At 60.6% G+C, this 23394-nt stretch carries 19 protein-coding genes and 1 tRNA gene; all 20 read right to left on the bottom strand.

Annotation, left to right across the window (positions count from 1 at the left end; genetic code table 11):
* Positions 1–8 precede the first annotated feature (8 nt).
* Entirely contained in the window at positions 9–836 is an 828-nt protein-coding gene (gene rplB / locus NCT05_RS15545; RefSeq protein ID WP_008343849.1) for a 50S ribosomal protein L2, read from the bottom strand.
* Between the two features lie 2 nt (positions 837–838).
* Positions 839–1153, bottom strand: coding sequence for a 50S ribosomal protein L23 (gene rplW, locus NCT05_RS15550; RefSeq protein WP_008343846.1), 315 nt, complete (start codon positions 1151–1153; stop codon positions 839–841).
* On the bottom strand, positions 1150–1770 hold the full coding sequence (gene rplD / locus NCT05_RS15555) for a 50S ribosomal protein L4 (protein WP_008343845.1): 621 nt from the start codon (positions 1768–1770) through the stop codon (positions 1150–1152). The genes rplW and rplD overlap by 4 nt, the downstream gene beginning before the upstream one ends.
* Positions 1770–2429, bottom strand: coding sequence for a 50S ribosomal protein L3 (gene rplC, locus NCT05_RS15560; protein ID WP_008343843.1), 660 nt, complete (start codon positions 2427–2429; stop codon positions 1770–1772). Before rplC ends, rplD begins: the two co-directional genes overlap by 1 nt.
* Before the next feature lie 211 nt (positions 2430–2640).
* Positions 2641–2952 (bottom strand): 30S ribosomal protein S10, encoded by a 312-nt coding sequence (gene rpsJ, locus NCT05_RS15565; protein WP_006998489.1) that lies wholly within the window; start codon positions 2950–2952, stop codon positions 2641–2643.
* Between the two features lie 145 nt (positions 2953–3097).
* A complete protein-coding gene (tuf, locus tag NCT05_RS15570) occupies positions 3098–4288 on the bottom strand; it encodes an elongation factor Tu (protein WP_008343820.1) in 1191 nt (396 codons plus the stop codon).
* 69 nt (positions 4289–4357) lie between these two features.
* A complete protein-coding gene (gene fusA, locus NCT05_RS15575) occupies positions 4358–6460 on the bottom strand; it encodes an elongation factor G (RefSeq protein WP_008343818.1) in 2103 nt (700 codons plus the stop codon).
* 119 nt (positions 6461–6579) lie between these two features.
* A complete protein-coding gene (gene rpsG / locus NCT05_RS15580; protein WP_008343817.1) occupies positions 6580–7050 on the bottom strand; it encodes a 30S ribosomal protein S7 in 471 nt (156 codons plus the stop codon).
* A 183-nt stretch (positions 7051–7233) separates the two neighbouring features.
* Positions 7234–7614, bottom strand: a complete 381-nt coding sequence (gene rpsL, locus NCT05_RS15585; RefSeq protein ID WP_006998493.1) for a 30S ribosomal protein S12 — start codon at positions 7612–7614, stop codon at positions 7234–7236.
* Positions 7615–7832: 218 nt separating this feature from the next.
* Positions 7833–9680, bottom strand: a complete 1848-nt coding sequence (gene recQ / locus NCT05_RS15590; protein ID WP_008343806.1) for a DNA helicase RecQ — start codon at positions 9678–9680, stop codon at positions 7833–7835.
* 166 nt (positions 9681–9846) lie between these two features.
* Positions 9847–14088, bottom strand: a complete 4242-nt coding sequence (gene rpoC, locus NCT05_RS15595; RefSeq protein WP_008343805.1) for a DNA-directed RNA polymerase subunit beta' — start codon at positions 14086–14088, stop codon at positions 9847–9849.
* Positions 14089–14109: 21 nt separating this feature from the next.
* A complete protein-coding gene (rpoB, locus tag NCT05_RS15600; protein ID WP_008343804.1) occupies positions 14110–18216 on the bottom strand; it encodes a DNA-directed RNA polymerase subunit beta in 4107 nt (1368 codons plus the stop codon).
* 368 nt (positions 18217–18584) lie between these two features.
* Entirely contained in the window at positions 18585–18962 is a 378-nt protein-coding gene (gene rplL / locus NCT05_RS15605; protein WP_008343803.1) for a 50S ribosomal protein L7/L12, read from the bottom strand.
* Between the two features lie 83 nt (positions 18963–19045).
* The gene (rplJ, locus tag NCT05_RS15610) at positions 19046–19543 is read right to left on the bottom strand and encodes a 50S ribosomal protein L10 (RefSeq protein WP_034473109.1); all 498 of its coding nucleotides are present in this window, start codon (positions 19541–19543) and stop codon (positions 19046–19048) included.
* A gap of 303 nt (positions 19544–19846) precedes the next feature.
* Entirely contained in the window at positions 19847–20545 is a 699-nt protein-coding gene (rplA, locus tag NCT05_RS15615; protein WP_008343797.1) for a 50S ribosomal protein L1, read from the bottom strand.
* The gene (gene rplK / locus NCT05_RS15620) at positions 20546–20977 is read right to left on the bottom strand and encodes a 50S ribosomal protein L11 (protein ID WP_008343796.1); all 432 of its coding nucleotides are present in this window, start codon (positions 20975–20977) and stop codon (positions 20546–20548) included. It lies immediately after the preceding gene.
* A 147-nt stretch (positions 20978–21124) separates the two neighbouring features.
* A complete protein-coding gene (nusG, locus tag NCT05_RS15625; protein ID WP_008343792.1) occupies positions 21125–21682 on the bottom strand; it encodes a transcription termination/antitermination protein NusG in 558 nt (185 codons plus the stop codon).
* A 1-nt stretch (position 21683) separates the two neighbouring features.
* Positions 21684–22064, bottom strand: a complete 381-nt coding sequence (secE, locus tag NCT05_RS15630; RefSeq protein WP_008343790.1) for a preprotein translocase subunit SecE — start codon at positions 22062–22064, stop codon at positions 21684–21686.
* Between the two features lie 35 nt (positions 22065–22099).
* Positions 22100–22175 (bottom strand) — tRNA-Trp (locus NCT05_RS15635).
* Between the two features lie 67 nt (positions 22176–22242).
* Positions 22243–23394, bottom strand: a 1152-nt coding sequence (tuf, locus tag NCT05_RS15640; RefSeq protein ID WP_250502672.1) for an elongation factor Tu, incomplete at its 5' end; no start/stop codon positions are given.

The raw sequence follows: 23394 nt of genomic DNA on the forward strand, positions 1-23394 counted from the left end.
CCTACTCCTTAACGCTTGTGACGGCGCTGGACGATCATCGTCGTCGTGCGCTTGTTGCTGCGGGTGCGATAACCCTTCGTCGGCGTGCCCCACGGGCTCACCGGATCGCGACCTGCAGCCGTCTTACCTTCACCACCGCCGTGCGGGTGATCGACCGGGTTCATTGCAACACCACGCACCGTCGGACGGATACCGCGCCAGCGGTTCGCACCGGCCTTACCGATTTGACGGAGGCTGTGCTCTTCGTTGCCGACTTCACCGATCGTTGCGCGGCACTCGACGTGCACGCGGCGGATTTCGCCCGAACGCAGACGCACTTGAGCGTAGACGCCTTCGCGCGCCAGCAGCATTGCCGACGTACCAGCCGAACGCGCGATCTGCGCGCCCTTGCCCGGCAGCATTTCGATGCAGTGGATCGTGGTACCGACCGGGATATTGCGGATCGGCAGAGCGTTGCCTGCGCGGATCGGCGCTTCCGAACCGGACATCAGTTGCGCGCCGACCGCCACGCCCTTCGGCGCGATGATGTAGCGACGCTCGCCGTCTGCGTACAGAACCAGCGCGATGTTCGCGCTACGGTTCGGGTCGTACTCGAGACGTTCGACCTTTGCCGGAATGCCGTCCTTGTTGCGACGGAAATCGACGATACGGTAGTGCTGCTTGTGACCACCACCTTGGTGACGCGTGGTGATACGGCCGTTGTTGTTACGGCCCGCCGACTTGGATTGCGTGTCGAGCAGCGCTGCGTGAGGCTTGCCCTTGTGCAGATCCTTGTTGACGATCTTGACCATCGCGCGGCGACCCGGCGAGGTCGGCTTAACTTTCACGATTGCCATGATTACTTGGCCTCCGCTTCAAAGTTGATTTCCTGGCCGGGCTTCAGGCAGACGTACGCCTTCTTCACGTCCTTGCGCTTGCCGTTGAAGCGGCCAAAGCGCTTTGCCTTGCCCTTCGTGACGAGCACGTTGACGGAATTGACTTCGACCTTGAACAGCAGCTCGACAGCAGCCTTGACTTCCTGCTTCGTGGCGTCCGGCGCGACTTCGAACACGACTTGTTCGTTCTTGTCGGCAACCAGCGTCGCCTTTTCGGAGATCACCGGCGCGAGCAGAACTTGCATCAAACGATGATCGTTTTTGCGAATCTCGCTCATGACAGCAACTCCTCGATCTGAGCGACCGCAGCCTTCGTGATCAGAACCTTCTTGAAGTAGATCAGCGAGAGCGGGTCGGCGTAACGCGGCTCGACAACCGCCACGTGGGCCAGGTTGCGCGACGCGAGGTACAGGTTTTCGTCGACCGTATCGGTGATGACCAACACGGAGTCGAGACCCATTGCCTTGAATTTTTCGGCCAGCAGCTTGGTCTTCGGGGCTTCGAGCACGAAGTCTTCGACCACGGCGATACGGCCTTCGCGAGCCAACTGCGAGAAAATCGAGCGGAGACCCGCGCGATGCATCTTCTTGTTGACCTTGTGCGAGAAGTTTTCTTCCGGCGAATTCGGGAAGATACGACCACCGCCGCGCCACAACGGGCTCGACGACATACCGGCACGAGCGCGGCCTGTACCTTTCTGACGCCACGGCTTCTTGGTGGTGTGCTTGACCTGCTCGCGGTCCTTCTGCGCGCGGTTGCCGCTACGTGCGTTCGCCTGATAAGCGACGACGACCTGGTGAATCAGGGCTTCGTTGTAATCGCGACCGAACACGACGTCCGATGCGTTCACGCCAGCGCCTTCCTGACCATTGGCATTCAGGAGCTTAAGTTCCATTATTTCGCTCCTTTCACAGCACGCGTCTTGACGGCCGGGGTCACGAAGACCTTGCCGCCCTTCGCACCCGGAACAGCACCGCGGACGAGCAACAGATTGCGCTCAGCGTCGATGCGGGCGATTTCGAGATTCTGGACCGTGACGGTCTCGTCACCGAGGTGACCGGTCATGCGCTTGCCCGGGAACACGCGGCCCGGATCCTGCGCCATACCGATCGAACCCGGAACGTTGTGCGAACGCGAGTTACCGTGCGATGCGCGGCCCGAAGCGAAGTTGTAGCGCTTGATCGTACCGGCGTAGCCCTTACCGATCGACGTGCCTTGCACGTCAACTTTCTGGCCGACTTCGAAAATATCCGTACCGACGACGGCACCATTCGACAGTTCACCTGCCTTGGCCGCATCGATATGGAATTCCTTGAGGATTTCACCGGCTTGAACGCCGGCTTTGGCGAGGTGGCCCGCCAACGGCTTCGTCACGCGCGATGCGCGGCGAGTACCGAATGCAACCTGAACGGCGGTATAACCATCCGTTTCAACGGTCTTGATCTGCGTCACGCGGTTGTCCGACACGTCCAGCACGGTGACGGGGATCGAATCCCCCTCAGGCGTGAAGATACGGGTCATGCCAACCTTGCGACCTACGAGTCCAAGGCTCATCGTTTTCTCCATTCCCAACTGCGATTGGTCGGGGCTGATTTACAAATGCCGGCTTCGTTACGAGAAACTGGGTCGGCTATTCTTGCACCACTTTCTTGCGCCTTTGCATGCGCATAGGCGCGAAAAGCCTTGGAGTATAACAAGGCTTTTCGAATCCTGCAAGCAATCAAAGACTTAGCTCCGTCTGGCACGCCAGCGGAGCTTTTGGGACTCACTGCAGCTTGATTTCGACGTCGACGCCTGCCGGCAGGTCGAGCTTCATCAGCGCGTCGACGGTCTTGTCCGTCGGATCGACGATGTCCATCAGGCGCTGGTGGGTACGGATTTCGAGCTGGTCGCGCGACGTCTTGTTGACGTGCGGCGAACGCAGGATGTCAAAACGCTGAATACGCGTCGGCAGCGGCACCGGGCCACGAACGATCGCGCCAGTCCGCTTCGCCGTGTCGACGATCTCGGCTGCCGATTGATCGATCAGGCGATAGTCGAAAGCCTTCAGACGAATGCGGATTTTCTGGTTCTGCATGACGATTCCTTGAAAAGAGCGAGGCGGTATTGCACCGCACATTGGCAAAAGAGCGTGGGACCAAGCGCTCGCGGAGAGCGAACGCCCGGTCCCGGTCGATACTGCTACTGCTTTACTTCGAGTTCAATCGAGCAAGCCCGATATCTTACTCGATAATCTTCGCCACGACACCGGCGCCGACGGTACGGCCGCCTTCGCGGATTGCGAAGCGCAGGCCTTCTTCCATGGCGATCGGAGCGATCAGCTTGACCGTGATCGACACGTTGTCGCCCGGCATCACCATTTCCTTGTCCTTCGGCAGCTCGATCGAGCCCGTCACGTCCGTCGTACGGAAGTAGAACTGCGGACGGTAGTTGTTGAAGAACGGCGTGTGACGGCCGCCTTCGTCCTTGCTCAGCACGTACACTTCAGCCGTGAAGTGCGTGTGCGGCGTGATCGAACCCGGCTTGGCCAGAACCTGGCCGCGCTCCACGTCTTCACGCTTCGTGCCGCGCAGCAGGATACCGACGTTGTCGCCTGCCTGACCTTGGTCGAGCAGCTTGCGGAACATTTCCACGCCCGTGCAGGTCGTCTTCACCGTCGGCTTGATACCGACGATTTCGATTTCCTCGCCGACCTTGACGATGCCGCGCTCGACGCGACCCGTCACCACCGTGCCGCGACCCGAGATCGAGAACACGTCTTCCACCGGCATCAGGAACGCGCCGTCAACTGCACGCTCCGGCGTCGGGATGTACGAATCCAGCGCGTCGGCCAGGTTCATGATCGCCACTTCGCCCAGCTCGCCCTTGTCGCCTTCCAGCGCCAGCTTGGCCGAACCCTTGATGATCGGGGTGTCGTCGCCCGGGAAGTCGTACTTCGACAGCAGTTCGCGCACTTCCATTTCGACGAGCTCGAGCAGCTCGGCGTCGTCCACCATGTCGCACTTGTTCAGGAACACGATGATGTACGGCACGCCAACCTGACGGGCCAGCAGGATGTGCTCACGCGTTTGCGGCATCGGGCCATCAGCAGCCGAACACACCAGGATTGCGCCGTCCATCTGCGCGGCGCCCGTGATCATGTTCTTCACGTAGTCGGCGTGGCCCGGGCAGTCGACGTGTGCGTAGTGGCGGTTAGCCGTTTCGTACTCGACGTGCGCGGTGTTGATGGTAATACCGCGCGCCTTTTCTTCCGGCGCTGCGTCGATCTGGTCGTACGCCTTCGCTTCGCCGCCGAACTTCTGCGTGAGAACCGTCGTGATCGCTGCCGTCAGCGTGGTCTTGCCGTGGTCAACGTGACCGATCGTGCCCACGTTCACGTGCGGCTTGGTCCGCTCGAATTTACCTTTTGCCATGATTACCTTCGTTCAAAAGTTTGGTTATCGGTTTAAAGCTTGTGGCTTGCGCCGAATTACTTGCGGGAATTACTTACCCTTGGCGTTGATGATCGCGTCGGCGACGTTACGCGGAGCTTCAGCATAGTGCTTGAATTCCATCGTGTACGTTGCACGGCCTTGCGTCAGCGAACGCAGCGAGGTCGAGTAGCCGAACATTTCCGACAGCGGCACTTCGGCGCGGACGATCTTGCCGCCGCCAACCATGTCTTCCATGCCCTGGACGATACCGCGACGGCCCGACAAATCGCCCATCACGTTGCCCATGTAGTCTTCAGGCGTTTCGACTTCCACAGCCATCATCGGTTCGAGGATGACCGGGCTTGCCTTGCGCATTGCTTCCTTGAAGGCCATCGAACCGGCCATGCGGAACGCGTTTTCGTTCGAGTCGACGTCGTGGTACGAACCGAACGTCAGGTGAACCTTCACGTCCACAACCGGGAAGCCAGCCAGCACGCCCGACTTCAGCGTTTCCTGGATGCCCTTGTCCACTGCCGGGATGTATTCGCGCGGAATCACACCGCCCTTGATCTCGTCCAGGAACTCGTAGCCCTTGCCCTGCTCGTTCGGCTCGAGCGTGATGACCGCGTGACCGTACTGGCCGCGACCACCCGACTGCTTGACGAACTTGCCGTCGACGTCTGCCGCCGTCGTGCGGATCGTTTCGCGGTATGCAACCTGCGGCTTGCCGACGGTCGCTTCCACGTTGAATTCGCGCTTCATGCGGTCGACCAGAATTTCGAGGTGGAGCTCGCCCATGCCCGAAATGATGGTCTGGCCCGATTCTTCGTCCGTCTGGACGCGGAACGACGGGTCTTCCTGCGCGAGACGGTTCAGCGCCAGGCCCATCTTTTCCTGGTCAGCCTTCGTCTTCGGCTCGACTGCCTGCGAAATCACCGGTTCCGGGAAAATCATGCGTTCCAGAACGATCGGGTGCTGCGGATCGCACAGCGTGTCGCCCGTGGTCGCTTCCTTCAGGCCGACGGCCGCGGCGATGTCGCCCGCGCGAACTTCCTTGATTTCTTCGCGCTGGTTCGCGTGCATCTGCAGAATACGGCCCAGACGTTCCTTCTTGTCCTTGGTCGCGTTCAGCACGGTGTCACCCGAATTCACGACGCCCGAGTACACGCGGAAGAAGATCAGCTGACCGACGAACGGGTCCGTCATGATCTTGAACGCCAGCGACGAGAACTTCTCGTCGTCGGCTGCGCGACGCTCGGCCTTTTCACCGCTTTCGAGTTCGCCCGTAACCGGGGGAATGTCGACCGGCGACGGCAGGAAGTCGATCACGGCGTCGAGCATGCGCTGCACGCCCTTGTTCTTGAACGCGGTGCCGCACAGCATCGGCTGGATTTCGCACGCGATGGTCCGGTCGCGGATCGCCTTGACGATCTCCGCTTCGCTCAGCTCTTCGCCGCCGAGGTACTTTTCCATCAGCTCTTCGCTGGCTTCCGCAGCCGACTCGATCATCTTCTCCCGCCACTCGTTGCACGTGTCAACGAGTTCGGCCGGGATGTCGACGTAGTCGAACTTCGTGCCTTGCGATGCTTCGTCCCAAATGATCGCTTTCATCTTCAGGAGGTCGACGACGCCCTTGAAGTTTTCTTCAGCGCCGATCGGCACGACGACGGGAACCGGGTTCGCCTTCAGGCGGTTCTTCAGTTGGTCATAGACCTTGAAGAAGTTCGCGCCGGTACGGTCCATCTTGTTGACGAACGCGAGACGGGGAACCTTGTACTTGTTCGCCTGGCGCCACACGGTTTCCGACTGCGGCTGCACGCCGCCCACTGCGCAGTAGACCATGCACGCGCCGTCGAGAACGCGCATCGAGCGTTCCACTTCGATCGTGAAGTCGACGTGTCCCGGCGTGTCGATGATGTTGATGCGGTGCTCGGGGTAGTTGCCGCCCATGCCCTTCCAGAAGGCCGTGGTAGCAGCCGACGTGATGGTGATGCCGCGCTCCTGCTCCTGCTCCATCCAGTCCATCGTTGCTGCGCCGTCGTGAACTTCACCGATCTTGTGGTTCACGCCCGTGTAGAACAGGATGCGCTCGGTCGTCGTCGTCTTGCCGGCGTCGATGTGAGCGCTAATACCGATATTGCGGTAGCGCTCGATAGGTGTCTTGCGAGCCACTTTGGATCCTTTTTCGGTCGACGCGCCGGCGAAATACCGGCCGCGTCCTAACACAAACGGGCGAGGCGCCAAAACTAGCGCACCCGCCCTGATTTTCCGTTTGCCCGGTGAGCGGGAGCTTAGAAACGGAAGTGCGAGAATGCCTTGTTGGCTTCTGCCATGCGGTGAACTTCGTCGCGCTTCTTCATTGCGCCACCACGGCCTTCAGCCGCTTCCTGCAGTTCACCTGCGAGACGCAGGGCCATCGACTTTTCGCTGCGCTTCTTCGCGGCTTCACGCAACCAACGCATCGCCAATGCCATACGACGCGAGGGACGCACTTCGACCGGAACCTGATAGTTCGCACCACCAACGCGACGGCTCTTCACTTCGACCACCGGCTTCACGTTGTTGAGCGCAACCGTGAACACTTCCAGCGGGTCCTTGCCACCCTTGGTCTGGATCTGTTCAAAAGCGCCGTACACGATACGCTCGGCAACCGACTTCTTGCCGGAGAGCATCAGCACGTTCATGAACTTGGCTACATCTACGTTGCCGAACTTCGGATCCGGCAACACTTCCCGCTTGGGGACTTCGCGACGACGCGGCATGATTCTTCCTTTACTTTTTCAGTTGGAGCGATTCCCCGCTCCGCGGCCACCAACTAACCCGATCCATCTATTCGACTAAACCAGCTTGGCCGGGTGACCACTTACTCGATAGCACCGGCACTTCCGGCACCACCGCCTTTACCGCCTTGCGGCGACCTTGATTCGTTACTTCCGACCGGCGACTTACTTGCCAGCCTTAGCGCGCTTCGCACCGTACTTCGAGCGAGCTTGCTTACGGTCCTTGACGCCCTGGGTATCCAGCGAGCCGCGAACCATGTGGTAACGCACACCCGGCAAGTCCTTCACACGGCCGCCGCGGATCAGCACGACCGAGTGCTCTTGCAGGTTGTGGCCTTCACCGCCGATGTACGAAATGACTTCGAAGCCGTTGGTCAGGCGAACCTTGGCGACCTTACGGAGTGCCGAGTTCGGCTTCTTCGGCGTCGTCGTGTACACGCGGGTGCACACGCCGCGACGCTGCGGGCAGTCCTGCAGGGCCGGCGACTTGCTCTTCGTCGTTTCCGACGCGCGGCCTTTGCGAACCAGTTGATTGATGGTTGGCATTGTCTAATCCTAAAAATGAACAAAATCCACGCAATTCGATCGGGCAAAGCGAAATGAATTGCGTGTTTAGCGATCTCGCCGACGATTCCCGCGCTTCGCATCCGGCACTAGGCCAGATCCGAAGACGGACCGATGACGAGAACCAAGCATGATATTCTGAAAATCGCAATTGGGTCAATACGTTGCGACGATTTCGATGGATTTTCGAGCGACGAATCTCAATCCGAACCGACGACGTCGAGCAGTTCGTCGCCGAAACGCTCCAGTTTGCGCACGCCGATGCCGGGAATATGGCGCAAGTCGTCGATCGTATCGGGGTCGCTGCGCGCGATTTCGGCGAGCGTCGCGTCGTGGAAGATGACGTAGGCGGGCACGCCGTCGCTTTTTGCGGTTTCCGCGCGCCAGGTCCGCAAGCGCTCCCAGCGCGACTTCTCGCGCGGTGACATGCCTGCGGTCGGATCCGCGCGTTCGCCCGTGCGGCTCGACGACTGCCGCGCGCGCGTCGGCTTCACGTATTTGCGCAGCGTGACGCGCTCTTCGCCCTTGAGTACTGGCTTGCTGGCATCCGTCAGAACGAGCGCGCCGAAGCCGTCGTGATCGACTGCGAGATAGCCGAACGCCACCAATTGCCGGAACACTGCGCGCCACTCGGGCTCGGACAGCGCCGCGCCGACGCCAAACGTCGAAATTTTCTCGTGGCCGCGTTGCAGGACCTTTTCGCTGCGCGTGCCGCGCAGAATGTCGATCAGGTGCCCGGCACCGAAATGGAATCCGCTCGCCCGCTGTGCGCGATACACGCACGACAGCGCCATCTGCGCCTCGCGAGTGGCATCGAAGGACGCGGGCGGCTCGATGCACGTATCGCAATTGCCGCACGGCGTGCTCGTCTCGCCGAAGTACGCGAGCAAACGCACGCGGCGGCACGTGGCCGCCTCGCAAAGTCCAAGCAGTGCATCGAGCTTGCCGGTCTGCACCCGCTTGTGGGCGTCGTCGGCGTCGGATTCGTCGATCATCTTCCGCTGCTGCACGACGTCGCCCAATCCGTAAGCCATCCACGCGTTCGCCGGCAAGCCGTCGCGGCCCGCGCGTCCGGTTTCCTGGTAGTAGCCCTCGACGCTCTTCGGCAAATCCAGATGCGCGACGAAGCGCACGTCCGGCTTGTCGATGCCCATGCCGAACGCGATGGTCGCGCACATGACGATGCCTTCCTCGCGCTGGAACATCTCCTGATGCTTCTGGCGCGTCTCGAACTCCATGCCCGCGTGATACGGCAACGCGCGGATGCCCTGGCCCTTCAGCCAGTCCGCGGTTTCCTCGACTTTGCGGCGCGACAGACAATAGACGACGCCCGCATCGGTGGTGCCGTCCTTGTTCGTATGCTCCGCGCGGATGAAATCGAGCAGTTGCGAGCGCGCATTGTCCTTTTCGACGATCCGATAACGAATGTTCGGCCGATCGAAGCTCGAAACGAAGATGCGCGCGTCGTCGAGCGCGAGGCGATGCACGATTTCGTCGCGCGTGATCGCATCGGCGGTCGCGGTGAGCGCGATGCGCGGCACATCGGGAAACCGCTCGTGCAGCACGGAAAGCTGAATGTATTCAGGGCGGAAATCGTGCCCCCATTGCGAAACGCAATGTGCCTCGTCGATCGCGAAAAGACCGACCGGCGCGCTGTCGAGGAGATCGAGAAAGCGCGGTGTCATCAGGCGTTCAGGCGCGACATACAGCAAGTCGATCTCGCCGTTGCGCAGGGCGCGCTCGGTCGCGGCTGCTTCGGCGCCGGACAACGTGGAATTGAGATACGCGGCGCGCACGCCCACCTCGGTCAGCGCGGCGACCTGATCCTGCATCAACGCGATGAGAGGCGACACGACGATGCCTGCGCCGAAACCCGCCTCGCGCCGTACCAGCGACGGTATCTGATAGCACAGCGACTTGCCGCCGCCGGTGGGCATCAGCACGAGGGAATCGCCGCCGTTCGCGACATGCTCGACGATCTCCGCCTGTTGTCCGCGAAATGCGGGATAGCCGAAGATTTCGTTGAGTATTTCGAGCGACCGGGACATGTGGAAAAGCGCGCACTGCGACGTGGGAGATAACGAATTCTACCAACGCATTAGCGCGTGAAACCGGCGTTAGCCATTCGGACGATGCCGGCAGCGAAACGTGCAGACGAAAAAAAACCGCCCAGCCGAAGCTGAGCGGTTCATCGATGCTACTAGCGAGAGACGCTTACTCGTTGGTGTGCGGCTGCTGCTCCGCCGCCGGCGTTTCCGGCGTACCGAAGTCGAAAGCCTCTTCGGCCGCGATCTGGTCGAAACGCTCGCGATCCGACGATTCCTTCGCCTTGCGCGCCTTGTGGAACGCGAGACCCGTACCGGCCGGAATCAGACGGCCAACGATCACGTTTTCCTTCAGGCCACGCAGATCGTCGCGCTTGCCCATGATCGCCGCTTCGGTCAGCACGCGGGTCGTTTCCTGGAACGACGCCGCCGAGATGAACGAATCGGTCGACAGCGATGCCTTCGTGATACCGAGCAGCACGTTGTCGTACGTCGCCGGACGCTTGTCTTCCGCGATCATCTTGTCGTTCTCGTCGAGCATGTCCGAACGCTCGACTTGTTCGCCAGGAATGAAACGCGTATCGCCGTTGTCGACGATCTGCACGCGGCGCAGCATCTGACGCACGATCACTTCGATGTGCTTGTCGTTGATCTTCACGCCCTGCAGACGGTACACGTCCTGCACTTCGTCCACGATGTAGCGCGACAGCGCCTCGATACCCTGCAGACGCAGGATGTCGTGCGGATCGGCAGGACCGTCGACGATCATTTCGCCCTTGTTGACGACCTGACCGTCGTGCACCAGCACCTGCTTTTCCTTCGCGATCAGGAACTCGTGCTGATTGCCCTCGAGGTCCGTGATGACGAGACGCTGCTTGCCCTTCGTGTCCTTACCGAACGACGTCGTGCCCGTGACTTCCGCCAGAATGCCGGCGTCCTTCGGCGAGCGCGCTTCGAACAGTTCGGCCACGCGCGGCAGACCACCGGTAATGTCACGCGTCTTCTGCGCTTCAACCGGGATACGCGCCAGCACTTCACCGACCTGCACCTGCTGACCATCCTTCACGGTGATCAGTGCGCCGACCTGGAAGCCGATCTGCACCGAATGCTCGGTGTTCGGGATCTTCACTTCCTCGCCGTTCGCGTCGAGCAGCTTCACCTGCGGACGCACGCTCTTGCCAGCCTGCGAGCCACGACGCTTCGCGTCGATCACGACCAGGGTCGAAAGACCGGTCACGTCGTCGATCTGCTTCGCGACCGTCACGCCTTCCTCGACGTTCTCGAACTTCACCGTACCGCCCCACTCGGTGATGATCGGACGCGTCAGCGGATCCCATTGAGCCAGTTGCGTACCGGCCTTGATCGCAGCGCCGTCGAGTTGCAGCAGCGTTGCGCCGTACGGAATCTTGTGACGCTCACGCTCGCGACCGAAGTCGTCCGCGATGATCGCCTCGCCGGAACGCGAAATGACGACCTGCTCGCCCTTCGCGTTGGTGACGTAACGCATCGTGGCCGTGAAGCGCAGCGTACCGTTGCTCTTCGCTTCCACCGTCGAAGCCACCGCCGCACGCGATGCCGCACCACCGATGTGGAACGTACGCATCGTCAGCTGCGTGCCCGGCTCGCCGATCGACTGAGCAGCGATCACACCGACTGCCTCACCGACGTTCACGCGCGAACCGCGGCCCAGGTCGCGGCCGTAGCACGCGGCGCACAGGCCATAACGCGTCTCGCAGGTGAGCGGCGTGCGCACGCGCACTTCGTCGATGCCGAGGCGCTCGATTTCTTCCACTGCATCTTCGTCGAGCAGATCGCCCGAAGCGTAGATCGTTTCCTGCGTTTCCGGATTGACGACGTCCGCCACCGCGACGCGACCGAGAATACGGTCACGCAGCGCTTCGACGACTTCACCGCCTTCGACCAACGCCTTCATCGCCACGCCGTTCGACGTGCCGCAATCGTCTTCGACGACGACCAGATCCTGCGTCACGTCGACGAGACGACGCGTCAGGTAACCCGAGTTCGCGGTCTTCAACGCCGTGTCCGCCAGACCCTTACGAGCGCCGTGCGTCGAGATGAAGTACTGCAACACGTTCAGGCCTTCGCGGAAGTTCGCGGTAATCGGCGTCTCGATGATCGAGCCGTCCGGCTTCGCCATCAGGCCGCGCATACCGGCGAGCTGACGAATCTGCACCGCGGAACCACGCGCGCCCGAGTCGGCCATCATGTAGATGGAGTTGAACGACTCCTGCTTCGTTTCGTTGCCGTCGCGATCGACCACCGGCTCCGTTGCGAGCTGCTCCATCATCGCCTTGCCGACCGCTTCCGACGTTGCCGACCAGATGTCGACCACGTTGTTGTAGCGCTCCTGCGCGGTGACGAGACCCGACATGTACTGACGGTCGTATTCCTTCACCTTCTTCGCGGCGTCGCCGACGATGGTTTCCTTCTGCGGCGGCACGAGCATGTCGTCGACGCAAATCGAGATACCGGCGCGCGTTGCGAGACGGAAGCCCATTTGCATCAGCTGGTCGGCGAAGATCACCGTTTCGCGCAGACCGCACTTGCGGAACGCCGTGTTGATCAGCTGCGAAATCTGCTTCTTCTTCAGCGGCTTGTTCAGCACCGTGAACGGCAGGCCCGGCGGCAGAATCTCCGACAGGATCGAACGGCCGACGGTCGTCGCGTACAGCGAGATCTTCGGCACGAACTTCGGCGCACCTTCACTCTGGTCTTCGTTCGCCACCATTTCGGTGATACGCACGTTGACGCGCGATGCCAGTTCGACTTCCTTGTTCTCGTACGCGCGGATCACTTCCGACACGCCCGTGAACGTCATGCCTTCGCCCTTGCCGTTGATCGCTTCGCGCGACGCGTAGTACAGGCCCAGCACGATATCCTGCGACGGCACGATCGACGGATCGCCGTTGGCCGGGAACAGGACGTTGTTCGACGCCAGCATCAGCGTGCGCGCTTCCATCTGCGCTTCGAGCGACAGCGGAACGTGCACGGCCATCTGGTCGCCGTCGAAGTCGGCGTTGAACGCCGCGCAAACGAGCGGATGCAGCTGGATCGCCTTACCTTCGATCAGCACCGGCTCGAAAGCCTGAATGCCGAGACGGTGAAGAGTAGGCGCGCGGTTCAGCATCACCGGATGCTCGCGAATGACTTCTTCGAGAATGTCCCACACGACCGGCGTCTGGTTCTCGACTTCCTTCTTCGCGGCCTTGATGGTCGTCGCGACGCCCATCACTTCCAGCTTGTTGAAGATGAACGGCTTGAACAGTTCGAGCGCCATCAGCTTCGGCAGACCGCACTGATGCAGCTTGAGCGTCGGGCCGACCACGATCACCGAACGGCCCGAATAGTCCACACGCTTACCGAGCAGGTTCTGACGGAAACGACCGCCCTTACCCTTGATCATGTCAGCGAGCGACTTCAGCGGACGCTTGTTCGCGCCGGTCATCGCCTTGCCGCGACGGCCGTTGTCGAGCAGCGAATCGACGGCTTCCTGCAGCATCCGCTTTTCGTTGCGGACGATGATTTCAGGCGCCTTCAGTTCGAGCAGACGCTTCAACCGGTTGTTACGGTTGATGACGCGGCGATACAGGTCGTTCAGGTCCGACGTCGCGAAACGGCCGCCGTCCAGCGGCACGAGCGGACGCAGTTCCGGCGGCAGCACCGGCAGCACGTCGAGCACCATCCAGTCAGGCTTGATGCCCGAACGCTGGAAAGCCTCGAGCACTTTCAGGCGCTTCGCGTACTTCTTGATCTTCGCTTCGGAACCGGTGTTCTTCAGTTCCGTGCGCAGCGTCTCGACCTGTTCGTCGATGTTGATCGCGCGCAGCAGTTCGCGCACGCCTTCCGCGCCCATTTCGGCACGGAACTCGTCACCGTACTCTTCGACCTTGTTGTAGTAATCCTCTTCGGTCATGATCTGCCGCGCTTTCAGCGGCGTCATGCCCGGATCGATCACCACGTATGCTTCGAAGTACAGCACGCGCTCGATGTCGCGCAGCGTCATGTCGAGCACCATGCCCAGACGCGACGGCAGCGACTTCAGGAACCAGATGTGCGCGACCGGCGAGGCCAGTTCGATGTGGCCCATCCGTTCGCGGCGCACCTTGGCCAGCGTCACTTCGACGCCGCACTTCTCGCAGATCACGCCGCGATGCTTCAGGCGCTTGTACTTGCCGCACAGGCATTCGTAGTCCTTGATCGGACCAAAAATCTTCGCGCAGAACAGACCATCCCGCTCCGGCTTGAACGTGCGGTAATTGATGGTCTCCGGCTTCTTCACTTCGCCGAACGACCAAGAACGAATCTTGTCGGGCGACGCGAGGCCGATCTTGATCGCATCAAAAACTTCTTCTTGTTGGACTTGCTTGAATAGATCGAGCAGAGCTTTCATTGCTTTCTCTCCGTAGTCCGATTAGTTGCGGTCCAGATCGATATCAATACCGAGCGAGCGGATTTCCTTCACCAACACGTTGAAGGATTCCGGCATGCCCGCGTCGATGACGTGATCGCCCTTGACGAGGTTCTCATAAACCTTCGTCCGGCCCGTCACGTCGTCCGACTTGACCGTCAGCATTTCTTGCAGCACATACGACGCGCCATACGCCTCGAGTGCCCACACTTCCATCTCACCGAAGCGCTGACCACCGAACTGCGCCTTACCACCCAGCGGCTGCTGCGTGACGAGCGAGTACGGACCGGTCGAACGTGCGTGCATCTTGTCGTCGACCAAGTGGTGCAGCTTCAGGTAGTGCATGTAGCCGACCGTGACCGTGCGCTCGAATGCTTCGCCGGTGCGGCCGTCGTACAGCGTGACCTGGTTCTTCGACGGCGTCATGCCGAGATTCGTGGCGATGTCGTCCGGGAACGCCAGATCGAGCGCACGCGTCATTTCGTGTTCCGTCGCGCCGTCGAACACCGGCGTCGCGAACGGCACACCTTCGCGCAGGTTCTTCGCGAGTTCGAGGATCTCGTCGTCGGAGAACTTGTCCAGCTCTTCCTGACGGCCCGACTCGTTATAGATCTGCGTGAGGAACTGACGCATTTCTTCGATCTTCGCCTGACGCTGCATCATCTCGCCGATGCGCCAGCCGAGACCCTTCGCGGCCCAGCCGAGGTGCACTTCGAGAATCTGACCCACGTTCATCCGCGACGGCACGCCGAGCGGGTTCAGCACGACGTCGGCCGGACGGCCATCGGCCATGTACGGCATGTCTTCGATCGGCACGATCTTCGACACGACACCCTTGTTACCGTGACGACCCGCCATCTTGTCGCCAGGCTGCAGGCGACGCTTCACGGCGAGATACACCTTGACCATCTTCAGCACGCCCGGCGGCAGTTCGTCGCCTTGCGTGAGCTTCTTGCGCTTCTCTTCGAACGCGAGATCGAACTGGTGACGCTTCTGCTCGATCGAGTCCTTGATCGCTTCCAGCTGTGCCGCGGCTTCTTCGTCCGCGAGGCGGATGTCGAACCAGTGGTAGTGATCGAGATCTTCGAGGTACGCGAGGTCGATCTTCGTGCCCTTCGCGAGCTTCTTCGGACCGCCATTCGCGACCTTGCCGTTCAGCATGCGGGCGAGACGCGAGAACGCGTCGCCTTCCACGATGCGCAGCTGGTCGTTCAAATCGAGGCGATAACGCTTCAGTTCGTCGTCGATGATCTGTTGCGCGCGCTTGTCACGCGTGATGCCTTCGCGCGTGAACACTTGCACGTCGATGACCGTACCGCTCATGCCCGAGGGCACGCGCAGCGACGTATCCTTCACGTCCGATGCCTTCTCGCCGAAGATCGCGCGCAGCAGCTTTTCTTCCGGCGTCAGTTGGGTTTCGCCCTTCGGCGTGACCTTGCCGACCAGCACGTCGCCCGCCTCGACTTCCGCGCCGATGTACACGATGCCCGACTCATCGAGACGGCCAAGCTGCACTTCCGCGAGGTTCGAGATATCGCGCGTGATTTCTTCCGGTCCGAGCTTCGTGTCGCGAGCAACGACATTCAGTTCTTCGATGTGGATCGACGTATAGCGATCGTCCGCAACGACCTTCTCCGATATCAGAATCGAGTCTTCGAAGTTGTAGCCGTTCCACGGCATGAACGCGACCAGCATGTTCTGGCCGAGCGCGAGCTCGCCCAAATCCGTCGATGCACCGTCAGCCAGCACGTCGCCGCGCGCAACCTTGTCGCCGACCTTCGCGATCGGACGCTGGTTGATGTTCGTGTTCTGGTTCGAACGCGTGTACTTGATCAGGTTGTAGATGTCCACGCCGACGTCGCCGGCCACGGCTTCATCGTCGTTCACGCGAATCACGATACGGCCCGCGTCGACGTAATCCACCACGCCACCGCGCAGCGCCTGAACCGTCGTGCCCGAGTCGACCGCGACCGTGCGCTCGATGCCCGTACCGACGACCGGCTTTTCCGGACGCAGGCAAGGCACGGCCTGACGCTGCATGTTCGAACCCATCAACGCGCGGTTCGCGTCGTCGTGCTCGAGGAACGGGATCAGCGATGCAGCCACCGACACGATCTGCGACGGCGCCACGTCCATGTACTGGATGCGGTCCGGCGTGACCATCAGCGTTTCGCCCGCTTCACGCGACGACACGAGTTCGTCGGTCAGCGTGCCGTCTTCGCTCACGGCGGCATTCGCCTGCGCGATCACGTAGCGGCCTTCTTCGATCGCCGACAGATAGTCGATCTGATCCGTCACCTTGCTGTCCACGACCTTGCGGTACGGCGTTTCGAGGAAGCCGTACTCGTTGAGGTGCGCGTACAGAGCGAGCGAGTTGATCAGACCGATGTTCGGACCTTCCGGCGTTTCGATCGGGCACACACGGCCGTAGTGCGTCGGATGCACGTCGCGGACTTCGAAGCCCGCGCGCTCGCGCGTCAGACCGCCCGGGCCCAGTGCGGAAACGCGACGCTTGTGCGTGATTTCCGACAGCGGGTTGGTCTGGTCCATGAACTGCGAGAGCTGCGACGAACCGAAGAACTCGCGAATCGCCGACGAAATCGGCTTCGAGTTGATCAGGTCGTGCGGCATCAGGTTTTCGCTTTCGGCCTGGCCGAGGCGTTCCTTCACAGCCCGTTCGACGCGCACGAGACCCGCGCGAAACTGGTTCTCCGCGAGCTCGCCGACGCAACGCACGCGACGATTGCCGAGGTGGTCGATATCGTCCACTTCGCCCTTGCCGTTACGCAGCTCGACGAGGATCTTGATGGTCGCGAGGATGTCGTCGTCCTGCAGCGTCATCGGTCCGATGATTTCGTCACGGCCGACGCGGCGGTTGAACTTCATGCGGCCGACCTTCGACAGGTCGTACGCGTCTTCGCTGTAGAACAGACGGTTGAACAGCGCCTCGACCGCTTCTTCGGTCGGCGGCTCGCCCGGGCGCATCATGCGGTAGATCGCGATGCGCGCGGCCATCTTGTCGGCAGTTTCGTCGATACGCAGCGTCGACGAAATGTACGGACCCTGATCCAGATCGTTCGTGTAGAGCGTCTGGATGTCCTTGACCTTCGCTTCGCGCAGCTTCTCGAGAACCGTTTCCGTGATTTCTTCGTTGGCGTTCGCGATCACTTCGCCCGTTTCGGGGTCGATCACGTTCTTCGCCAGCACGCGGCCGAGCAGGTATTCCTCCGGCACCGAGATGAACTTCGTCTTGGCGTTTTCGAGGTCGCGAATGTGCTTCGCGTTGATCCGCTTGTCCTTCGTGACGATGACGTTGCCATCGCGATCCTGGATGTCGAAGCGCGCGACTTCGCCGCGCAGACGCTCAGGCACGAATTCCATTTGCGCGCCTTCGCTCATCAGCGCGAAGTTGTCGAACACGAAGAAGTTCGCGAGGATCTGCTCCGGCGACATGCCGATAGCCTTCAGCAGGATCGTGACCGGCATCTTGCGGCGACGGTCGACGCGGAAGTACAGCACGTCCTTCGGATCGAATTCGAAGTCGAGCCACGAGCCACGATAGGGAATGATACGAGCCGAGAACAGCAGCTTGCCGGAGCTGTGCGTCTTGCCCTTGTCGTGCTCGAAGAACACGCCAGGCGAACGGTGGAGCTGCGACACGATCACGCGCTCGGTACCGTTGATGACGAACGAACCCGTCGGCGTCATGAGCGGAATTTCGCCCATGTACACTTCCTGCTCCTTCACTTCCTTGACGACCGGCTTGCTCGGCGATTCCTTGTCGAGCAGAACCAGGCGCACTTTCGCGCGCAGCGCCGAGCAGTACGTCAGACCGCGCTGCTGGCATTCCTTGATGTTGAACGCGGGCGGCGACAGCATGTAGCTGACGAACTCGAGACGCGCGAAACCGTTGTGCGAGACGATCGGGAAAACAGAGCTGAACGCAGCCTGCAAGCCTTCGGACTTGCGCTGCGAGGAAGACGTGTCCGCTTGCAGAAACGTCTGGAATGATTCAAGCTGGGTCGCCAGCAAAAAGGGAACTTGGTGAACGATGGGGCGCTTCGCGAAACTCTTGCGAATACGCTTCTTCTCGGTGAAGGAATATTGCATACGATCTCCGAATCACGGCGGGCGTTACCGAGGCGGGATACCTCGATGCCACAGCCCGGTGTTCACCGACTGAGACCCGCGCAACTGTCCGGGGAGGACGCGCGAATCTAGAAGCTTGGTGGTTGGCCGCTACCAACCGCTGGCTGACGGCAGCGGATGCCTGTGTTTCCCGCTACCCGACCAAACTTGCCTTCTGCAGTCGCTTCAGAAGACAAAGAGAACAATCGGAGAATTCTGCCGTTTCGACCGTTATCTTTGGCTTCTGTGGAGACATTTATGCTTGCTGACCAGCATACAAACTACGTCCCCACAAAGCACAAAAAGGCCGGCGGTGAAAAACCGCCAGCCTTCGCATAGCGCAATGAAACTTACTTGATTTCAGCCTTCGCGCCAGCGTCTTCCAGCTTCTTCTTGGCTTCTTCAGCAGCAGCCTTGGGCACCGCTTCCTTGATAGGCTTCGGTGCGCCGTCAACCAGATCCTTCGCTTCCTTCAGGCCGAGACCCGTCAGTTCACGAACAGCCTTAATGACGGAAACCTTGTTCGCGCCTGCTTCGAGCAGGTTCACGGTGAACTCCGTCTGCTCTTCAGCAGCAGCAGCGGCGCCACCGGCACCTGCGGGGCCAGCAACTGCGACAGCAGCAGCCGACACGCCAAACTTCTCTTCGAACGCCTTGACCAGCTCGTTCAGTTCCAGCACCGACATCGAGCCAACGGCTTCGAGGATGTCTTCTTTTGCGATTGCCATGTGAAATACTCCTAGATTGAATTCGGATCGAGCTAGCGATCTAGCTTTGCCTAACTTAAGCGACTAGCGCCCAAGCGCGGTCGTTACGCAGCTTCGCCCTGCTTCTTTTCAGCCAGCGCGGCCAGAGCGCGCGCAAAGCCGGAAACAGGTGCCTGCATGACGAACAGCAACTTGGAGAGCAGTTCTTCGCGGCTCGGGATGTTGGCCAGCGCTTGCACGCCTGCCTTGTCCATCACGTTGCCTTCGTAGGAACCAGCCTTGATGATCAACTTGTCATTGCTCTTGCCGAAGTCGTTGACGACCTTGGCAGCGGCAATGGCATCTTCCGAGATGCCGTAGATCAGAGGACCGGTCATCTGCTCAGCCAGCGGAGCGAACGGCGTACCTTCGACGGCGCGACGCGCCAGCGTGTTCTTCAACACGCGCAGATACACCTGTTGCTCACGCGCTTTCGCGCGCAGCTTGGTCAGATCGCCAACCGTGATCCCACGATACTCAGCGAGCACCATCGTCTGAGCCTTCGCGACTTGCGCGGCGACTTCAGCGACGACTGCCTGCTTATCTTCTTTGTTCAGTGGCACGGTTAAACCTCCAGATTCGATGCACTCGGGCGAACTACCCTCATGCACCACGTTCAACAACGGCGTCCGACTGTTAGGAGTATTTCGATCGATTGGTGAGACGTCTCACGACGCTCGATAACCGACTTCAACCACTGCAAAACTGTTTCGGGTTCGCCATCTGCGTTGGCTTGAATTAAGGCAATGCCTGCCTGCTGCACCGCCACCAACGGTCTTTGACAACCGGTTGCTCAATCGAAACTGCAATCTTGCAACCGCCCAAAGCCCATATGAAGCGCGGTCACCTGACCGCGCTCGAAATTCTTACTGTTGCGCCAGCGTGGCTTGATCCACGCGAACGCCGACACCCATCGTGCTCGACACAGCGATCTTGCGCAGGTACACGCCCTTGCTGGTCGCCGGCTTCGCCTTTTGCAGCGCTTCGATCAGCGCCGACAGGTTCTGACGCAGCGATGCCGGCTCGAACGATGCGCGACCGATCGTGCCGTGGATGATACCGGCCTTGTCGACGCGGAACTGAACCTGACCCGCCTTCGCGTTCTTGACCGCTTGAGCGACGTCCGGCGTAACCGTACCGACCTTCGGGTTCGGCATCAGACCACGCGGACCGAGGATCTGACCCAGCGTACCGACGACACGCATCGTGTCCGGCGAAGCGATCACGACGTCGAAATTCAGATTGCCGGCCTTGACTTGCTCGGCCAGGTCTTCCATGCCGACCACGTCTGCGCCAGCTGCGCGAGCCTGTTCAGCCTTGTCGCCTTGCGCGAACACTGCGACGCGAACCGACTTGCCGGTACCAGCCGGCAGAACCACGGAGCCGCGAACCACCTGATCCGACTTCTTCGCGTCGATGCCGAGCTGCACTGCAACGTCGATCGACTCGTCGAACTTGGCGCTCGCGCATTCCTTCACGAGAGCCAGCGCGTCGTCGATCGCGTACAGCTTCTGACGATCAACCTTGTTCGCAAATGCCTGAAGGCGCTTAGAAAGCTTAGCCATTTACACGCCCTCCACAGTGATGCCCATCGAACGCGCGCTGCCGGCGATCGTACGCACGGCTGCATCCAGATCAGCTGCCGTAAGATCCGGCATCTTGGTCTTCGCGATTTCTTCCGCTTGAGCGCGGGTGATGTTGCCGACCTTGTCGGTGTGCGGCTTGCTCGAACCCTTCTGCACTGCGGCCGCCTTCTTGATCAGAACGGTAGCCGGCGGCGTCTTCATGATGAAGGTGAAGCTCTTGTCCGCGAATGCCGTAATGACGACCGGCACCGGCAGACCCGGCTCCATACCCTGAGTCTGCGCGTTGAACGCCTTGCAGAACTCCATGATGTTCAGGCCACGCTGGCCCAGTGCCGGACCGACCGGCGGCGACGGGTTGGCTTTACCTGCAGGAATCTGCAGCTTGATAAAGCCGATGATTTTCTTTGCCATGTTGAAAACCTCTGCTGAACGCGTGAGCGTTCGGTGAGTGATAGCGCGCGTTCGACGTTGCCGACTACTGACGCTCCTCAACGGTCATGACGCGGACCGTAAGCGCGAATCGCGCGATGGCCCGAAAGCCACGCGCGATGTATTCGATTAAAGCTTCTCGACCTGACCGAACTCGAGTTCGACCGGCGTCGAACGCCCGAAAATCGTGACAGAAACACGCACTCGGGACTTTTCGTAATTCACTTCTTCGACGTTGCCATTGAAGTCGGTGAACGGACCTTCCTTCACGCGGACCATCTCGCCGACTTCGAAGAGCGTCTTCGGCCGCGGCTTCTCGACGCCTTCCTGCATCTGCGACATGATCTTTTCGACTTCACGTGGCGAGATGGGACTCGGGCGATTGCGCGCACCACCAACGAAACCGGTTACTTTGGCCGTGTTCTTGACCAGATGCCACGTTTCGTCCGTCATTTCCATTTCGACCAGGACGTAACCCGGGAAGAAACGACGCTCGGTGACCGATTTGTGGCCGCCCTTTACTTCAACAACTTCTTCGGTCGGGACAAGAATCTGACCGAATTGATTTTGCATGCCTGCGCGCTCGATGCGCTCCTGAAGCGCACGTTGCACGCTCTTCTCCATGCCGGAGTAGGCGTGCACCACATACCAACGCTTTCCACTCGGGGATGTCGGAGTATCGCTCATATCATTTCCAACCCAGAATCGCCGAGAAAATCACCCATTCGATCGACTTATCGCTAAGCCAAAGGAAGATGGCCATGATCAGAACAAACGCGAAGACCACCAGGGTCGTTTGCGTGGCCTCTTTGCGAGTCGGCCAGACAACCTTGCGGACTTCCTTGTACGAGTCTTTGGCAAAAGCGATGAAACCCTTGCCCGGCGCAGAGAGCAGACCGACGGCGACACCAGCGATGACACCAACAGCAAGCGCTGCGCCGCGGACGTACCATTCTTGGCCCGAGAGCCAGAAGAATCCAACGAACCCGGCCAAGACCAACAATACGCCCGCCACCAACATCAACTTGTCGCCGGAAGTATTTACAGTTTCGACGGAAGGATTCGCCATAACACCTTAAACAGCGCCACTTGGCGCGAGAATTTTGGCAGGGGCAGAGGGAATCGAACCCCCAACCTTCGGTTTTGGAGACCGACGCTCTGCCAGTTGAGCTATACCCCTAAACCATTTGGGGTCGACGGACATTGCCGACCCCGAAACCACTAACTACCGAGAAGATTTCTGGCTCTTACTCGATAATCTTCGCCACGACACCGGCGCCGACGGTACGGCCGCCTTCGCGGATTGCGAAGCGCAGGCCTTCTTCCATGGCGATCGGAGCGATCAGCTTGACCGTGATCGACACGTTGTCGCCCGGCATCACCATTTCCTTGTCCTTCGGCAGCTCGATTGAGCCCGTCACGTCCGTCGTACGGAAGTAGAACTGCGGACGGTAGTTGTTGAAGAACGGCGTGTGACGGCCGCCTTCGTCCTTGCTCAGCACGTACACTTCAGCCGTGAAGTGCGTGTGCGGCGTGATCGAACCCGGCTTGGCCAGAACCTGGCCGCGCTCCACGTCTTCACGCTTCGTGCCGCGCAGCAGGATACCGACGTTGTCGCCTGCCTGACCTTGGTCGAGCAGCTTGCGGAACATTTCCACGCCCGTGCAGGTCGTCTTCACCGTCGGCTTGATACCGACGATTTCGATTTCCTCGCCGACCTTGACGATGCCGCGCTCGACGCGACCCGTCACCACCGTGCCGCGACCCGAGATCGAGAACACGTCTTCCACCGGCATCAGGAACGCGCCGTCAACTGCACGCTCCGGCGTCGGGATGTACGAATCCAGCGCGTCGGCCAGGTTCATGATCGCCACTTCGCCCAGCTCGCCCTTGTCGCCTTCCAGCGCCAGCTTGGCCGAACCCTTGATGATCGGGGTGTCGTCGCCCGGGAAGTCGTACTTCGACAGCAGTTCGCGCACTTCCATTTCGACGAGCTCGAGCAGCTCGGCGTCGTCCACCATGTCGCACTTGTTCAGGAACACGATGATGTACGGCACGCCAACCTGACGGGCCAGCAGGATGTGCTCACGCGTTTGCGGCATCGGGCCATCAGCAGCCGAACACACCAGGATTGCGCCGTCCATCTGCGCGGCGCCCGTGATCATGTTCTTCACGTAGTCGGCGTGGCCCGGGCAGTCGACGTGTGCGTAGTGGCGGTTAGCCGTTTCGTACTCGACGTGCGCGGTGTTGATGGTAATACCGCGCGCCTTTTCTTCCGGCGCTGCGTCGATCTGGTCGTACGCCTTCGCTTCGCCGCCGAACTTCTGCGTGAGAACCGTCGTGATCGCTGCCGTCAGCGTGGTCTTGCCGTGGTCAACGTGACCGATCGTGCCCACGTT

Origin of the sequence: Caballeronia sp. AZ7_KS35, from assembly GCF_023631045.1 — a bacterium.
GTDB classification, from domain to species: domain Bacteria; phylum Pseudomonadota; class Gammaproteobacteria; order Burkholderiales; family Burkholderiaceae; genus Caballeronia; species Caballeronia zhejiangensis.

Bases quoted from the DNA above. Each gene is read 5' to 3' on its own strand.
- recQ (WP_008343806.1), bottom strand. From the start codon at position 9,680: ATGTCCCGGTCGCTCGAAATACTCAACGAAATCTTCGGCTATCCCGCA.
- rplB (WP_008343849.1), bottom strand. From the start codon at position 836: ATGGCAATCGTGAAAGTTAAGCCGACCTCGCCGGGTCGCCGCGCGATG.
- tuf (WP_008343820.1), bottom strand. From the start codon at position 4,288: ATGGCAAAAGGTAAATTCGAGCGGACCAAGCCGCACGTGAACGTGGGC.
- rpoB (WP_008343804.1), bottom strand. From the start codon at position 18,216: ATGCAATATTCCTTCACCGAGAAGAAGCGTATTCGCAAGAGTTTCGCG.
- rpsJ (WP_006998489.1), bottom strand. From the start codon at position 2,952: ATGCAGAACCAGAAAATCCGCATTCGTCTGAAGGCTTTCGACTATCGC.
- rplL (WP_008343803.1), bottom strand. From the start codon at position 18,962: ATGGCAATCGCAAAAGAAGACATCCTCGAAGCCGTTGGCTCGATGTCG.
- rpsL (WP_006998493.1), bottom strand. From the start codon at position 7,614: ATGCCAACCATCAATCAACTGGTTCGCAAAGGCCGCGCGTCGGAAACG.
- rplK (WP_008343796.1), bottom strand. From the start codon at position 20,977: ATGGCAAAGAAAATCATCGGCTTTATCAAGCTGCAGATTCCTGCAGGT.
- rplA (WP_008343797.1), bottom strand. From the start codon at position 20,545: ATGGCTAAGCTTTCTAAGCGCCTTCAGGCATTTGCGAACAAGGTTGAT.
- rplW (WP_008343846.1), bottom strand. From the start codon at position 1,153: ATGAGCGAGATTCGCAAAAACGATCATCGTTTGATGCAAGTTCTGCTC.
- nusG (WP_008343792.1), bottom strand. From the start codon at position 21,682: ATGAGCGATACTCCGACATCCCCGAGTGGAAAGCGTTGGTATGTGGTG.
- rplC (WP_008343843.1), bottom strand. From the start codon at position 2,429: ATGAGCCTTGGACTCGTAGGTCGCAAGGTTGGCATGACCCGTATCTTC.
- secE (WP_008343790.1), bottom strand. From the start codon at position 22,064: ATGGCGAATCCTTCCGTCGAAACTGTAAATACTTCCGGCGACAAGTTG.
- rpsG (WP_008343817.1), bottom strand. From the start codon at position 7,050: ATGCCGCGTCGTCGCGAAGTCCCCAAGCGGGAAGTGTTGCCGGATCCG.
- rpoC (WP_008343805.1), bottom strand. From the start codon at position 14,088: ATGAAAGCTCTGCTCGATCTATTCAAGCAAGTCCAACAAGAAGAAGTT.
- rplD (WP_008343845.1), bottom strand. From the start codon at position 1,770: ATGGAACTTAAGCTCCTGAATGCCAATGGTCAGGAAGGCGCTGGCGTG.